The 14,173-nt window shown below is 69.2% G+C and carries 15 protein-coding genes; 11 read left to right on the top strand and 4 right to left on the bottom strand.

What is annotated here, in order from left to right:
• Position 1 precedes the first annotated feature (1 nt).
• Genes D9V41_RS10770 through D9V41_RS10780 form a run of 3 tightly spaced genes read right to left on the bottom strand, consistent with a single transcriptional unit; the run spans position 2 to position 3,000 of the window.
• Entirely contained in the window at positions 2 to 1,279 is a 1,278-nt protein-coding gene (locus D9V41_RS10770) for a sulfate adenylyltransferase subunit 1 (RefSeq protein WP_121794565.1), read from the bottom strand.
• Positions 1,279 to 2,190 (bottom strand): sulfate adenylyltransferase subunit CysD, encoded by a 912-nt coding sequence (cysD, locus tag D9V41_RS10775; RefSeq protein WP_121794566.1) that lies wholly within the window; start codon positions 2,188 to 2,190, stop codon positions 1,279 to 1,281. Before cysD ends, D9V41_RS10770 begins: the two co-directional genes overlap by 1 nt.
• A gap of 12 nt (positions 2,191 to 2,202) precedes the next feature.
• Positions 2,203 to 3,000, bottom strand: a complete 798-nt coding sequence (locus D9V41_RS10780; protein ID WP_121794567.1) for a phosphoadenylyl-sulfate reductase — start codon at positions 2,998 to 3,000, stop codon at positions 2,203 to 2,205.
• 146 nt (positions 3,001 to 3,146) lie between these two features.
• Between D9V41_RS10780 and D9V41_RS17820 the strand changes: the two genes are divergently transcribed.
• Genes D9V41_RS17820 through D9V41_RS10800 form a run of 5 tightly spaced genes read left to right on the top strand, consistent with a single transcriptional unit; the run spans position 3,147 to position 6,863 of the window.
• Positions 3,147 to 3,293 carry a GPGG-motif small membrane protein gene (locus tag D9V41_RS17820; RefSeq protein ID WP_166376003.1) on the top strand — a complete coding sequence of 49 codons (147 nt, stop codon included), beginning with the start codon at positions 3,147 to 3,149 and terminating at the stop codon, positions 3,291 to 3,293.
• Positions 3,294 to 3,332: 39 nt separating this feature from the next.
• Positions 3,333 to 3,956: an L-threonylcarbamoyladenylate synthase gene (locus D9V41_RS10785; RefSeq protein WP_121794568.1), complete on the top strand. Its 624-nt coding sequence runs from the start codon at positions 3,333 to 3,335 to the stop codon at positions 3,954 to 3,956.
• Between the two features lie 42 nt (positions 3,957 to 3,998).
• Positions 3,999 to 4,412, top strand: coding sequence for a MarR family winged helix-turn-helix transcriptional regulator (locus tag D9V41_RS10790; RefSeq protein ID WP_121794569.1), 414 nt, complete (start codon positions 3,999 to 4,001; stop codon positions 4,410 to 4,412).
• Complete coding sequence (locus D9V41_RS10795) at positions 4,409 to 5,650, top strand: MFS transporter (protein ID WP_121794570.1); 1,242 nt, start codon at positions 4,409 to 4,411, stop codon at positions 5,648 to 5,650. Before D9V41_RS10790 ends, D9V41_RS10795 begins: the two co-directional genes overlap by 4 nt.
• 34 nt (positions 5,651 to 5,684) lie before the next feature.
• Positions 5,685 to 6,863 carry an amidohydrolase gene (locus D9V41_RS10800; RefSeq protein ID WP_121794571.1) on the top strand — a complete coding sequence of 393 codons (1,179 nt, stop codon included), beginning with the start codon at positions 5,685 to 5,687 and terminating at the stop codon, positions 6,861 to 6,863.
• A 22-nt stretch (positions 6,864 to 6,885) separates the two neighbouring features.
• Here D9V41_RS10800 and D9V41_RS10805 read toward each other — a convergent pair whose 3' ends face one another.
• Positions 6,886 to 7,368, bottom strand: a complete 483-nt coding sequence (locus tag D9V41_RS10805; protein WP_121794572.1) for a universal stress protein — start codon at positions 7,366 to 7,368, stop codon at positions 6,886 to 6,888.
• A 173-nt stretch (positions 7,369 to 7,541) separates the two neighbouring features.
• Here D9V41_RS10805 and D9V41_RS10810 point away from each other — a divergent pair, with 173 nt between their 5' ends.
• From D9V41_RS10810 to D9V41_RS10835, 6 genes are all read left to right on the top strand, one after another.
• Positions 7,542 to 8,618 carry a BMP family lipoprotein gene (locus D9V41_RS10810; protein ID WP_243697237.1) on the top strand — a complete coding sequence of 359 codons (1,077 nt, stop codon included), beginning with the start codon at positions 7,542 to 7,544 and terminating at the stop codon, positions 8,616 to 8,618.
• 84 nt (positions 8,619 to 8,702) lie between these two features.
• The gene (locus D9V41_RS10815) at positions 8,703 to 10,196 is read left to right on the top strand and encodes an ABC transporter ATP-binding protein (protein ID WP_121794574.1); all 1,494 of its coding nucleotides are present in this window, start codon (positions 8,703 to 8,705) and stop codon (positions 10,194 to 10,196) included.
• A complete protein-coding gene (locus D9V41_RS10820; protein ID WP_243697238.1) occupies positions 10,193 to 11,311 on the top strand; it encodes an ABC transporter permease in 1,119 nt (372 codons plus the stop codon). The genes D9V41_RS10815 and D9V41_RS10820 overlap by 4 nt, the downstream gene beginning before the upstream one ends.
• Complete coding sequence (locus tag D9V41_RS10825) at positions 11,308 to 12,549, top strand: ABC transporter permease (RefSeq protein ID WP_121794575.1); 1,242 nt, start codon at positions 11,308 to 11,310, stop codon at positions 12,547 to 12,549. Before D9V41_RS10820 ends, D9V41_RS10825 begins: the two co-directional genes overlap by 4 nt.
• Entirely contained in the window at positions 12,546 to 12,968 is a 423-nt protein-coding gene (locus D9V41_RS10830; RefSeq protein WP_121794576.1) for a cytidine deaminase, read from the top strand. The genes D9V41_RS10825 and D9V41_RS10830 overlap by 4 nt, the downstream gene beginning before the upstream one ends.
• Positions 12,965 to 14,173, top strand: coding sequence for a cytochrome P450 (locus D9V41_RS10835; protein ID WP_243697239.1), 1,209 nt, complete (start codon positions 12,965 to 12,967; stop codon positions 14,171 to 14,173). The genes D9V41_RS10830 and D9V41_RS10835 overlap by 4 nt, the downstream gene beginning before the upstream one ends.

Genomic DNA, 14,173 nt, shown 5'->3' on the forward strand with positions numbered 1-14,173 from the left:
GTCAGACGGTAGCGGTCGCGAGCAGCGCGTCGCCGACCATCCCGGCGGCGAGCGTGGTGCCGTCGTGGGCGTCGACGAGCAGGAACGCTCCCGTGCTGCGCGCCCGGACGTACGGCTCCGCGGGGATGGGGGAGGCGAGGCGCAAGGTGACGTGGCCGATGTCGTTGAGTTCGAGCGCGTCGGCGGGTCGCAGCTCGGTCGCATCGAGGTCGAGGCGCCCGGAGATCGTGCGCACGAGCGCCTGCACCGTCCGAGTGCCGTGCTTGAGGAGCACCTTCATGCCCGGCCGGAGAGCGTGGTCGGCGAGCCAGGCGACCGTGCCGTCGACGTCGTGGACGGGCTCGGGGGGGTCGGCAGCGGCGGCGATGAGGTCACCGCGGCTGATGTCGATGTCGTCGGCGAGTCGCAGGGTGACCGACTGGGGTGCGAACGCCTCGTCCAGTTCCTGGCCGGCTTGGTCGATGCCGACGACGGTGGAGCTGCGACCGCCGGGCAGGACGGCGACCGCGTCGCCGACTCGGACGACGCCGGAGGCGACTTGCCCCGCGTACCCGCGGTAGTCCCGGTAGCGCTCGTCGGCAGCGCTCTGCGGACGGATGACGAGCTGGACCGGGAACCGCAGCGGTTCGTGATCGGGGTCGCCCTTGGCGGGCAACCCTTCCAGCAGCTCCAGCAGGCTGGGGCCGTCGTACCAAGGAGTCCGTGCCGAGCGGGTGACGACGTTGTCCCCTTCGAGGGCCGAGACCGGAAGCGTCAGCGCCTCGGGCATGCCGAGATCGCGCGCTGCGGCGATCACCTCGTCGGAGACGCGAGTGTAGGTGTCGTGGTCGTAGTCGACGAGGTCGATCTTGTTGACCACGACCACGACGTGCGGGACGCGCAGCAGCGAGGCGACGGCGAGGTGTCGCCGGGTCTGCTCCTGCAGACCCTTGCGCACGTCGACCAGCAACACGACGACGTCGGCGGTGCTCGCCCCCGTGACGGTGTTGCGCGTGTACTGCACGTGGCCGGGGCAGTCAGCGAGGATGAAGGTCCGGTTCGCGGTGGCGAAGTAGCGGTAGGCCACGTCGATCGTGATGCCCTGCTCACGTTCGGAACGCAGGCCGTCGGTGAGCAGCGCGAGATCGGCCGACGCCAGGCCGCGATCGCGGCTGACGCGCTCGACAGCGTCGAACTGGTCGGCCAGCACCGACTTCGAGTCGTAGAGCAGCCGACCGACCAGCGTGGACTTGCCGTCGTCGACCGACCCGGCCGTGGCCAGGCGCAGCAGCGTGCTCATCAGAAGTAGCCTTCCTTCTTCCGGTCTTCCATCGCCGCCTCGGAGATGCGGTCATCGGCACGGGTGGCGCCCCGCTCGGTGACGCGCGTCGCCGCCACTTCGGCGATGACGTCTTCGACGGTGGACGCCGGACTGTCCACGGCGCCGGTGCAGGACATGTCGCCGACCGTGCGATAACGGACCCGCCGGGTCGTCACCGTCTCGCCCTCGCGCGCGGGGGAGTGAGGCCCGACGGCGAGCAGCATGCCGTCGCGCTCGACGACCTCGCGCTCGTGCGCGTAGTACAACGGCGGGAGCTCGACCTTCTCCGCACCGATGTACTGCCAGATGTCGAGCTCGGTCCAGTTGCTCAGCGGAAACACCCGCACGTGCTGCCCGGGTGTGTGCCGGCCGTTGTACAGGTTCCACAGTTCCGGCCGTTGGTTGCGCGGGTCCCACTGGCCGAAATCGTCGCGCAGACTGAACACCCGTTCCTTCGCGCGAGCCTTCTCCTCGTCGCGGCGGCCACCTCCGAAGACCGCGTCGAAGCGGTGGTGTGCGATCGCGTCGAGCAGCGGCTGGGTCTGCAGGGGGTTGCGGGTGCCGTCGGCCCGTTCGCGCAGTCGGCCGTCGTCGATGTAGTCCTGCACCGAGGCGATCTCGAGCCGCAGGCCGAGCCGCTCCACCGTCTCGTCACGGAAGCGGAGCACCTCGGGGAAGTTGTGCCCGGTGTCGACGTGGAGCACGGCGAACGGGACGCGGGCGGGCCAGAACGCCTTGACGGCCAAGTGCAGCATCACGACGGAGTCCTTGCCGCCGGAGAACAGGATCACCGGACGCTCGAACTCCGCAGCCACTTCGCGGATGATGTGGATGGACTCGGACTCGAGCCACTGCAGTTGGCTGAGTTCGCGGGAAGGGGTGAGGGTCATCGCTCAGCTCTCTCAGGTGTGCAGGCCGCACTCGGTCTTGTCCAGACCGGCCCATCGGCCGGCGCGGGGATCTTCGCCAGGCGCCACCCGGCGTGTGCAGGGCGCGCAGCCGATAGACGGGTAACCGTCCTGCACGAGCGGATTGACGATCACGCCGTGCTGTTCGGCGTAGTCGAGCAGTTCGTCGAACGTCCACGCAGCCAGGGGATTGACCTTGACGAGCCCGTTCTTCGCGTCCCAGCTGACCAGGGGCGTGTCGGCACGGGTGGGACTCTCCTCGCGACGGACGCCGGTGATCCACACCTCGTAGTCCTGCAGGGTGCGGTGCAACGGCTCGACCTTGCGCAGCTGGCAGCACAGGCCGGGGTCACGCTCGTACAGCCGCGGACCTTGCGCCGCGTCCTGCTCCTCGACGCTCTGTGCGGGGGTGACGTCGACGATGGTCAGTTCCATCCCCGCCTCGACGGCGTCCCGCGTTCCGATCGTCTCGGCGAAGTGATACCCCGTCTCGAGGAAGAGGGTGTCGACCCACGGCAGGTGCCGCGCCACGACGTGGGGGAGGACGGCATCGGCCATCGAGCAGGCGACGGCCGTCCGGTAGCCGAACTCCTCGGCCACCCAGGCCAGTACCTCGTCCGTTGACGCTTCCGCGAAACGCGTCGACGCGTCAGCGGCGATCACCTGGAGTTCGGAGGTGTCGCGCTGCGGGCGCAGGAGGTCGGAGCGACGGGCGTGGTGCTCGTCGCGGGCGCGATCGTGTGCCCGTTGGCGTTCACGCCGTTCGGCAAGGCTCGACACAGGAGTGCTCATCGCGCTCCACCCTAGGGTCGGGTCTTCCTCCTCAACCCGCTGTCCGCATGCCGGACGCCGGGGGATCGCGTGGGCCCCGACGGTGCTCGCAGTGCGGACGCGGTCGTATCACGACATGCTGGAGGGATCAACGAAGGGAGACTCCCATGTGGGCAACCATCTTGTGGATCGCGGCCGTCATCATCGGCCTTCTCGGAATCGTGCGTCTCGTACAGCGCGACTTCATCATGGGCATCGTGCTAATCGTGGTCGCGCTGCTCATCGGACCCGGCGGCGTGAGCATCTTCACCTGACGAATCGACGCCATGACCCGTTCGGCCTAGGGTCGAACCATGGCTCGCTTCATCGACATCCACCCGGTCAATCCGCAACAGCGCTCGGTCGACCAGGCCGTCGCGGTCCTCGGTGACGGCGGTCTCATCGCCTACCCGACGGACTCCGGCTACGCCCTGGGCGCCCGGCTCGGCAATGCCGAGGCGCTCGACCGCATCCGCTCCATCCGCGACCTCGACGCGAAGCACCACTTCACGCTCGTGTGCCGCGACTTCTCGCAGCTCGGTCAGATGGTGCACGTCGACAACGCGGTGTTCCGCGCAGTCAAGGCCGCCACCCCGGGCCCGTACACGTTCATCCTCCCGGCCACCCGCGAAGTACCCAAGCGGCTGCTCCAGGAGAAGAAGAAGACGGTCGGGGTGCGGATCCCCGATCACAAGATCAGCCTCGCGCTGGTCGAGGCGCTCGGCGAGCCCTTGCTGTCGACGACCCTCATCCTCCCCGGCGAGACCGAGGCCATGACGACCGCGTGGGAGATCAACGAAGCGCTCGACGGCCGGGTCGAGGCGATCATCGACGCGGGGGACGACGTGGTGGGCACCCCGACGACCGTGGTCGACCTGTCCGAAGGTGTCGCCAACGTGGTCCGCGTCGGGGCGGGAGATCCCGCGCCGTTCCAGTGAGGACGGCTTTGATTAGCATGGGTAATGAGCTATGCTTAAGGCATGCCCACCGATTCCCAGAAACTCGCTCTGGCGGTGGCCCGACTCAACCGGCGGCTGCGCCAAGAGCGCCAGTCTGATCTGACCCCGACGCAGCTCTCCGTCCTCGGTACCGTCGCCAAGATCGGCCCGGCCACGCCCGGTGCGATCGCGGCGCGGGAACGAGTCCGGCCGCCGTCGATCACCCGCATCCTGAACCAGCTCGTCGACTGCGGTTACGCGACCAAGTCTCCGTGCCCCGATGACGGCCGTCAGGTGCTCGTCGCGCTGGCCGATCACGGTGAACGCATTCTCGATGACGAGCGCCAACGCCGCGACGCCTGGTTGGAACGCCAGCTCGGCGAACTCGACCGCGAGGAGCGCGAGCTGCTCCGCCGGGCGGTGCCGTTGCTCACCCGGTTGGCGGAGGCCGAGTGAGCCCGACGTTCAGCGCACTCGCCGTTCGCAACTACCGCATCTACGCGACCGGCGCCCTCGTCTCGAACGTCGGCACCTGGCTCCAGAACACCGCGCAGGCGTGGCTCGTCCTCCAGCTCACCGGCAGCGGGGCGGCGCTCGGCTTCGTCGTCGCACTCCAGTTGCTGCCGTCGCTGCTGTTCTCGCCGCTCGCCGGTCTCCTGGCCGATCGAGTCGCGAAGCGCCGCCTGCTCGGCTGGATGCAAGTGGCGATGGCGCTACCCTCGGCCGCCCTCGGCGTGCTCGCGATCCTCGGGGTCGCCGAGCCGTGGCACGCTTACGTGCTCGCCTTCGTGTTCGGCACCGCTCGCGCTTTCGAGGCGCCCGCGCGTCAGTCGTTCGTCAGCGAGATGGTCGACGCCGAGCAGCTCTCCAACGCGGTCGCGCTCAATTCGGCCTCGTTCAACTCGGGCCGGCTGATCGGCCCGGGGCTCGCCGGCCTGCTGATCGCCGCCCTCGGCTCGGGTGTCGAGGCGACCGGATGGGTCATCCTCGCCAATGCCCTCAGCTACGGCTTCGTGCTCGTGGCGCTGCTGCTCATGGATCCCAGTGGTCTTCATCCCGCGCCGCTCGCCGAGCGGCACCGCGGGGCCGTGCGCGAGGGAGTGCGGTACGTGGCCGGGCGGCCCGACCTCGTCCTGCTGTTCACCTGCGTGTTCTTCCTCGGCGCGTTCGGCATGAACTTCCAGATCACGTCCGCGCTCATGGCGACCGACGTGTTCGGCAAGGGCGCCGGGGAGTTCGGGATCCTCGGTTCGATCCTCGCGATCGGTTCACTGGCCGGAGCGCTCCTCGCGGCACGCCGACCCAAGCCGCGCCTGCGGTTCATCGTCGGCGCCGGGCTGACGTTCGCCCTCGCTCAGATCGCCTCGGGACTCATGCCGACGTACGCGACGTACGCGGCGGTGCTCCCGCTCGTGGGGCTCAGCGTGCTCACCACGATCACCACTGCCAACGCCCTCATCCAGCTCACGTCGGCGCCCTCGATGCGCGGTCGGGTGGTGTCGTTGTACCTCATGGTGTTTTTGGGCAGCTCGCCCTTGGGTGCGCCGTTGATCGGCTACATCGGTGAGCACCTCGGCGCCCGCTGGGCACTCGTGATCAGCGGTGTCATCGCGGGCGCAGGAGTCGCCGTGGCGGGCCTCGCCTACGCGAAGATCCGCAAGGTGACGCTCCGCTCGCTGGTGCTGCGTGCCTGAGCGGGTCTCGCGACCCGACCGATATCCTGACGCGGTGAGTGTCCACGACGTCATCGCCCACACGATCGAGGTGATCACCCCCGATCTGATCGAGCTCCGTCGCGACCTCCACGCCTTCCCCGAACTGTCCTGGCAGGAACACCGCACCACCGACGTCGTGGCCGCGCAGCTCGAGAAGTCCGGGCTCGCGCCCGAACGGCTCGGCTCAGGCACGGGACTCACCTGCGATCTCGGCCCGGACAAGGGCCCGATCGTCGCCCTGCGTGCAGACCTGGACGCGCTGCCCGTCCTCGACACCACTCAGGACCCGTGGCGCTCACGGCAGCCCGGTATCGCGCATGCCTGCGGCCACGACGTCCATGTCGCGGCTCTGGTCGGCGCGGCCCACGCGCTCGCCCGCGTGGAGGAGACGATCGGACTGCGTCACCGGGTGCGCCTGCTGTTTCAGCCCGCGGAGGAAGTCATGCCCGGAGGCGCCCTTCGGGTGCTGCGCGAGGGCGCGCTGCAGGGTGTGAGCCGGATCTACGCCCTGCACTGTGATCCCTCCCTGGACGTCGGGCAGGTGGGGCTGCGCGAAGGCCCCATCACCGGAGCCTCCGACCACATCCACGTCGTGTTGAGCGGCCGGGGCGGACACACCTCGCGTCCGCACCTCACCGAGGACCTAACGTATGCGCTCGGGAGCCTCATCACCCAGATGCCTGCCGTGCTGTCGCGACGTTTCGACCCGCGCGCCGGAGCGAGCCTCGTGTGGGGTCAGGTGTCGGCCGGCAACGCGGCCAACGTCATCCCTTCGGTCGGCGAGCTGACCGGCACGCTGCGGATGCTGGATGCCGCTGCCTGGCACGAGGCCGAACGACTCGTGCGCGGACTCATCGCCGACATCATCGAACCCTTCGGCGTGAGCGCGGAGGTGACCTACACACGGGGCGTCCCGCCGGTGGTCAACGACTTCGCGGCCACGCAGACGTTCCGCCAGGCGGTGGCCCAGACGCTCGGCCCGGCGGGCACCGCCACGACGCTGCAGAGCCTCGGTGGCGAGGACTTCGCGTGGTACGTCGAGTCCATTCCCGGCGCGATGGGCCGCCTCGGTACGCGCACCCCGGACGGCCCGACCTACGACCTGCATCAGGGCAACCTGCGCGTCGATGAGCGCGCCATCGCCGTCGGCGCCCGCGTTCTCGCGGCCGCCGCCTCGCTCGGCGCGAACTGACCGCCCGCCGGCGGCCAGTGGGTCAGTCGAGGTCGAGGGAGCGCTCGGCGTCGGCCGGGTCGTCCGCACCGCGGACGACGACCACGGGACACTTGGCGTGGCGGACGACGGCCTCGCTGACCGAACCCAGGACGAGGCCCTTGAATCCGCCGAGACCGCGAGGTCCGACGGCGACGAGCGCGGCGTCCTCGGACAGCTCGAGCAGTCCGTTCGCGGCGGGTCCGCGCGGCGTGGCATACGAGACCTCGACGCCGGGGTGATGCGTGACGAGGTCGGCCACGTCCGCCACGAGCCGCTCGCGGACCGCAGCGGCGAAGTCGTCCACGGGGGGCACGTATCCCGGCTCCCAGGTGCTCGGTCGCGGAGCGGTACGCAACGTCCAGCTGCGGGCGACCGTGACGCTCAATCCGGCCTTCTCGGCCCAGTCCAGAGCCCACTCGAGGGCGGTGTCGGCGAAGCGGGAGCCGTCGTGGCCGACGACGATCGTGGAGGCTGCGGTGCTCATGACCTCAGCGTAGTGGCAGCACTCGTCCGGGCCCTGTGATGCGAGCAGGTTACAAATCGGTGTCAGCCCCGCTCAATAGCCGCGATGCCCTCCCCAACGGCACCTGCCCGCGGATAAGGTCTGCTGGGTGCAGTGGACGCGCCGGACCACCTGGCGCGGGACGAGGAGGAGAAGTGCGTCGTTTGACCAGGGCTGCCGCTCTCGCGGGCGCGGCCGCATTGGCGCTGAGTGCCTGTGGCACGGCAGCGGACAACGATGGCGACGGTGAGGACACCAACGCCCAAGAGTGCGAGGTCACTCAGATCGAAGGCGATCCCAAGGTCGCGCTCGCTTACGACGTGGGCGGTCGTGGTGACCAGTCGTTCAACGACGCCGCGTACGCCGGTTTCGAGCAGGCCCAGACCGAGTTCGGCTTCGAAGGTACCGAGGGTGAGGCCAGCTCCGACGAGAGCGAAGAGGTACGCGAGCAGCGTCTGCGCGGCTTCGCCGGCGACGGCTACAACGTCATCGTGGGCGTCGGCTTCGCCTACAGCGAGTCGGTCGACAAGGTCGCGCCGGACTACCCGAACGTGGCATTCGCCGTCATCGACGGGTTCGACCCGACCGAGGACGAGCAGAACTGCAACGTCGCGTACCTGACGTTCGCGGAGAACGAGGGGTCGTTCCTCGTCGGCGTCGCCGCCGCGGAGCAGACCGAGAGCAACACCGTCGGGTTCGTCGGCGGTGTCAACAACACGCTCATCCAGAAGTTCGAGGCCGGCTTCGCCGCGGGCGTCGAAGCGGTCAACCCCGATGTCGAGGTCGTCTCGACCTACATCGAGGAGACCGATCCCCGCGGATTCGGCGACCCGGCCGGTGGCCAGGCCGCCGCCGAGGGCCTGATCAACGACGGCGCGGACGTGATCTTCCACGCGGCCGGCGCCTCGGGCATCGGCGTCTTCGACGCGGTGACCAGCGCGGACCTCTGGGCGATCGGCGTCGATTCGGATCAGTACCTGACCGCTTCGCCGGAGCAGCAGCCGCACATCCTCACGTCGATGCTCAAGCGCGTCGACGTCGCGACCTACGACTTCATCAAGTCGGCGGTCGACGGGGAGCCGCTGTCGAGCTACTCGCTGTTCACGCTCGCCGACGAGGGCGTGGGCTACTCGACGTCCGGTGACCTCCTCTCCGAGGAGATCATCGCCACCATCGAGGACTACGAGCAGCAGATCATCGACGGGGAGATCGAGGTCCCCGAGCAGCCCTGAGGCTGATCGAGCGAGGCCCGGGGCCGCACCGATCGGTGCGGCCCCGGGCCTCGGCCAGCGACACGGAGAGGGAGACAGGCGAGCATGCACGTGGAGTTGCGGGGGATCGAGAAGCGCTTCCCCGGCGTCGTCGCGAACCACGACGTCGACCTCACCATCCGTCCCGGCGCTGTTCACGCCCTGATCGGCGAGAACGGTGCGGGCAAGTCGACGCTCATGAAGATTCTCTACGGCGTCCAGGCGCCGGACGGCGGCACGATCGTCGTGGACGGGGCGGAACGCCGCTTCGCATCACCCACCGACGCGATCGACACCGGTATCGGCATGGTCTTCCAGCACTTCATGCTGGCTGACAACCTCACCGTCCTGGAGAACGTCGTTCTCGGCGCGGAGAAGCTGCACGGCATCGGCGAGTCGGCGAGGTCGCGGGTCCGGGAGATCTGCGAGGCCTACGGGTTCGAACTCGATCCCGACGCGCTCGTCGCGACGCTCGGCGTCGCCGCCCGTCAGCGTGTCGAGATCCTCAAGGTGCTGTACCGCGGCGCTTCCCTCATCATTCTCGACGAGCCGACCGCGGTCCTCGTTCCGCACGAGGTGGAGGCGCTGTTCGCCAATCTCCGTGATCTCGTGGCCAGCGGCCGTTCGGTGCTGTTCATCTCGCACAAGCTCGACGAGGTGCTCGATATCGCCGACGACATCACCGTCATGCGCCGCGGCACGACGGTCGGTACCGCCGATCCGCGCTCGGCGACCAAGCACGAGTTGGCCGAGCTCATGGTCGGTGCGGAACTGCCCAGCCCGGACCTGAGCGAGGACACCGTCACCGACGTCCCCATTCTCGCGTTGCGAGGGGTCGCGTTGGCCAGCGACGGGGGGCGCCGGTTGCTCGACGACGTCGACCTCACGGTCCACCGCGGCGAGATCGTCGGCATCGCGGGCGTCGAGGGCAACGGCCAGACCGAGCTGGTCGAGGTCATCATGGGCATGCGCCGGGCCACCAGCGGCACGATCACGCTCGCCGAGGAGGACATCACCCGGCTCGCCACCCGCAAGGTGCGCGAACGTGGCGTCGGATTCATCCCCGAGGACCGGCACCGCCACGGCGTGGTGCTCGACTTCCCGCTGTGGGAGAACCGCATCCTCGGACACCAGACGAAGCGGCCCGTCACGCGCGGACCGCTGCTCAACCCCGGCGGGGCACGCGAGGACGCCGAACGGATCGTCGCCGAGTACGACGTCCGCACTCCCTCGGTGCACACCTCCGCGCGCGCCCTGTCGGGCGGCAACCAGCAGAAGTTCATCGTCGGGCGCGAGATGAGTGGGGATCCCGTGCTGCTGGTCGCCTCGCATCCCACGCGTGGGGTCGACGTGGGTGCTCAGGCGGCCATCTGGGACCACATCCGGCGCGCCCGTCACGACGGCCTGGGCGTCTTGCTGATCTCGGCGGACCTCGACGAGCTCATCGGGCTGTCGGACCGCCTCGAGGTCATCTTGCGCGGCCGGATCACCGCCCACTTCGACCCCGACGACGTGTCGGCGCAGGATCTGGGCGCCGCGATGACAGGAGGCGCCGCGTGAGCGGGCAGCGGAACGGTCAGGTGGGGCGGCGGATCACGCAGGCCGTCACGTACTCGATCCTGCCGACGGTCGTCGCGATCGTCGCGGCGCTCGTCGCGACGAGCATCGTCGTGTGGGCGACGGGTGCCCCGATCGGCGGCTTCGTCGACACCATGCTGTCGGTGCCGAGCCACCGCGACACCATCATCATCGTGAACCAGGCGTCGATGATCGCCCTGTCGGCCTTCGCCGCCGCGATCTGCTTCCGCATGGGACTGTTCAACATCGGGGTCGAGGGGCAGTACATCGTCGGCGCGTGCGCGGGCGCCTTCTTCGCCGGCGCGGGCATCGTGCCAGGGCCGTTGAACATCCTCGCCACGCTCGTCGTCGCGATGTTCGCCGGCGTCGTCTGGGCGATGATCGCGGCGATCCTCAACGTCACCCGCGGCGTCAGCGAGGTCATCTCCGCGATCATGCTGAACTACGTCGCGCTGACGCTCGCCGGTTACCTCGTGAAGAACTACGGAGAACGCAGCGGCTACACGTTCACCACCCCCAAGATCGCGCCGTCGAGCCAGCCGCTGGGCTTCGGTCTGTTCGCGGACGCTCCGGACATCTGGGCGCTGGCGATCCTGGCCGTCATCGTCGGCATCGGTTACGCGTTCCTGCTGGGCTGGACCCGTTTCGGCTTCGACCTGCGCACCACGGGCGAATCGCGTACCGCCGCGCTCGCCAACGGCATCGACCCGCGCCGGATGGTGCTCGTCGTCATGGCCATCTCCGGCGCGATCGCCGGCCTGGTGTGGATGCCGAGCTTCTTCGGCAGCACGCACACGTTCGGCATCCCGGAGTACTTCCAGCGCGGACTCGGGTTCACCGGGCTCGCGGTGGCACTGCTCGGACGCAACACCTCGCTGGGCATCGGCTTCGGGTCGCTGCTGTTCGCCTTCCTCGCCACCCAGTCCAACCGCCTGCAGAGCGTCGGCGTGGCGCGCGACGTCGTCGAGATCACCCAGGGCGTCGTCGTTCTCATGGTGGTCATCGCCTTCGAGATCGCACGGCGGATCAAGGTCCGGCGCGAGCAGGAACGGGTGGCCCGAGAACTCGAGCCCGCGACGACAGGAGCTCCGGCATGACGATCCTCGCTTCGGCTCCCTCGGCGATCCGCCAGTACCGCCACCTCACGCTGGTCCTCGCGCTCGCTGCGATCGTGACGGTGTCTCTCGTGCGCGTGTTCACCGACCAGAGCCGGATGACCACGCCGGGAACCTTGCGGCTCGCGCTGATCGCCGCGTGCCCGATCCTGCTCGCCGGCCTCGGCGGTCTGTGGGCCGAGCGCGCCGGCATCGTCAACATCGGGCTCGAGGGCCAGATGCTGCTCGGTACGTGGGGCGCGGCCTTCTTCGCCTACCACTTCGGTGCCTGGGTCGGCGTCCTCGGCGCCCTGCTGATGGGAGCCCTCGGCGGTCTGCTGCATGCGGTCGCCACCATCACCTTCGGGGTCGACCACATCATCTCCGGTGTGGCGATCAACATCGCCGGACTCGGTGCCGTGGGCTATCTCGCACAGACCTTCTTCACCGATCTCGACGGTGGCGGTCCGCGCAACCTCTCGGGCTACGCCGTCCCCACGGAGGTCACGATTCCGGGGATCTCCGACGGTGCCCGATGGGTTTCCGAGCAACGGTGGTTCCTCATCTCCGACGTGGCCGCAGCGGTAGCCGGCGTGACCACGCGGCTGTCGCTGCTGACGATCCTGGCAGTGGCGCTCGTCGCCGTGACGGCGTGGGTGCTGTGGCGCACGCCGTTCGGATTGCGCCTGCGCTCGTGCGGGGAGAACCCGCAGGCGGCGGAGACGCTCGGCGTCAACGTGTATCGCTACAAGTACATCGCGGTACTCATCTCCGGGGCGTTCGCCGGTCTCGGCGGCGCGTACCTCGCGATGGTCGCATCGTCGTCGTTCACCACCGGGCAGACCAACGGTCGTGGCTACATCGGCCTGGCGTCGATGATCTTCGGCAACTGGAATCCCACCGGCGTGCTGGCCAGTTCGCTCATGTTCGGTTACGCCGACGGGGTGAGCCTGCTGTCGGACAACGGCCCGCTCGTCCACGCTCTGCTGCTCCTGTTGTCGCTCATCCTGCTCGGCTACGCGGCCCTGAAGTACGTCGGCGGCGAGCGGGTGACGGGCCTGGTCGTCGCGCTCATCGCGGTGGCGCTGCTGGTCTGGTACCTCGCGGTGGATTCCGTGCCGTCCGATTTCACCGGCATGACCCCGTACGTGCTCACCTTGTTCGTCCTCGCCGTCGCCTCACAACGACTACGGATGCCGGCGGCGAGCGGAAAGTCCTATCGACGGGGGCAAGCCGGATGAACGCCGGATTCGGATTCACGCCGGCGGACGCACCGGTGGACTGGGAAGCGCTGCGCCGCTACGCGACCGAGGTCATGCAGCGCGCCTACGCGCCGTACTCGGAGTACAAGGTCGGCGCGGCCGGACTCGTCGCCGACGGCCGGGTCGTGCTGGGCTGCAACGTGGAGAACGCCGCTTACGGCGTCGCCCTGTGCGCCGAGTGCGGCATGATCTCGGCACTGCACTCGACCGGCGGCGGAAGGCTCCGGGCGGTCGTGTGCGTCGACGGAAAGGGCGAGCCGGTCATGCCGTGCGGCCGCTGCCGCCAGCTCCTGTGGGAACACGGGGGAGCCGAGTGCGAGCTCCTCACCAGCCGCGGTCCTGTGTCGATGGCCGACGTGCTTCCCGACGCCTTCGACGTGACAGACTTGCGGCAGTGAACACCCTGCTCGACACCACCGATCCGCAGTTCCTCGCCGACCCGTACCCGGTCCTCGCCGCGTTGCGCGCGCAAGCGCCGATGGTGTGGCATGAACCGTGGGGGCTCTGGCTCGCGACGACGCACGGATCGGTCAGCGCCGTGCTGCGCGATCGCCGGTTCGGCCGGCTGTGGTCCGATCATCAGCCGGTCGAGCAGATGGCGCCCTTCAACGCCCTGCACCGCCACCAGATGATGGAGAACGAACCGCCCGCGCACACGCGATTGCGGCGTCTCGTGGCGGGCGCGTTCGGCCGGGGTCACGTCGAGCGGATGCGTCCGCGGATCGCCGAGCTCGCCGCCGAGATGCTCGACGCTCCCGGCGCTGTGGGGGAGCAGCTGCGGTCGGCGGGACCCGTCGACATTCTCGCGGAGTACGCAGAGCCGATGCCGGTGTTCGTCATCGCCGATCTGCTCGGGGTGCCACGGCGCGATCATCATGATCTGCGGCGGTGGTCCCAGGCGATCGTGCGGATGTACGAACCTGACGTCGACGAGACCACCCGCCAGGCCGCCGTCGCAGCCAGCGAGGACTTCTCCGCCTACGTCCGCGACGTGGTGGCCCATCGTCGCGACCACCCCGGCGACGACCTCATCACCGACCTCATCGCCGAGCGCGACGGCGGAACGCGGCTCTCCGAGGACGAACTCGTCGCCTCGGTCGTGCTGCTGCTCAACGCCGGGCACGAGGCATCGGTCAACGTGTTCGGGAACGGGATGCACGCTCTGCTGGCCGACCGCGGGCAGCTCGCCCGGGTGACGGGCGGCGAGGTGACGGTCGAGACGGCGCTGGAGGAGCTGATCCGGTACGACGCGCCGCTGCAGCTCTTCGAACGCACCGCGACCGAGGACGTCGAGGTGGCCGGAGTGACCGTGCGGGCGGGCCATAAGGTCGCCTGCCTCATGGGCTCGGCCAACCGCGACGGCGCGGTGTTCGCTGAGGCGGATCGATTCGACGTCGCCCGTGATCCCAATCCCCACGTCGGCTTCGGCATGGGCCTGCACTTCTGCCTCGGGGCGCCGTTGGCCCGTCTCGAACTCCAGATCAGCATCGACGAGTTGCTTGCGCGCTTCCCGGCACTGGCGCTCGGCGGTGATGCGCCCCGTCGTCCCACCTGGGTGCTGCGCGGATACGAGAGCATCCCCGTCACCGCCAAGGAGTCTTGA

It is taken from the genome of Aeromicrobium phragmitis (assembly GCF_003674095.1).
GTDB lineage: Bacteria > Actinomycetota > Actinomycetes > Propionibacteriales > Nocardioidaceae > Aeromicrobium > Aeromicrobium phragmitis.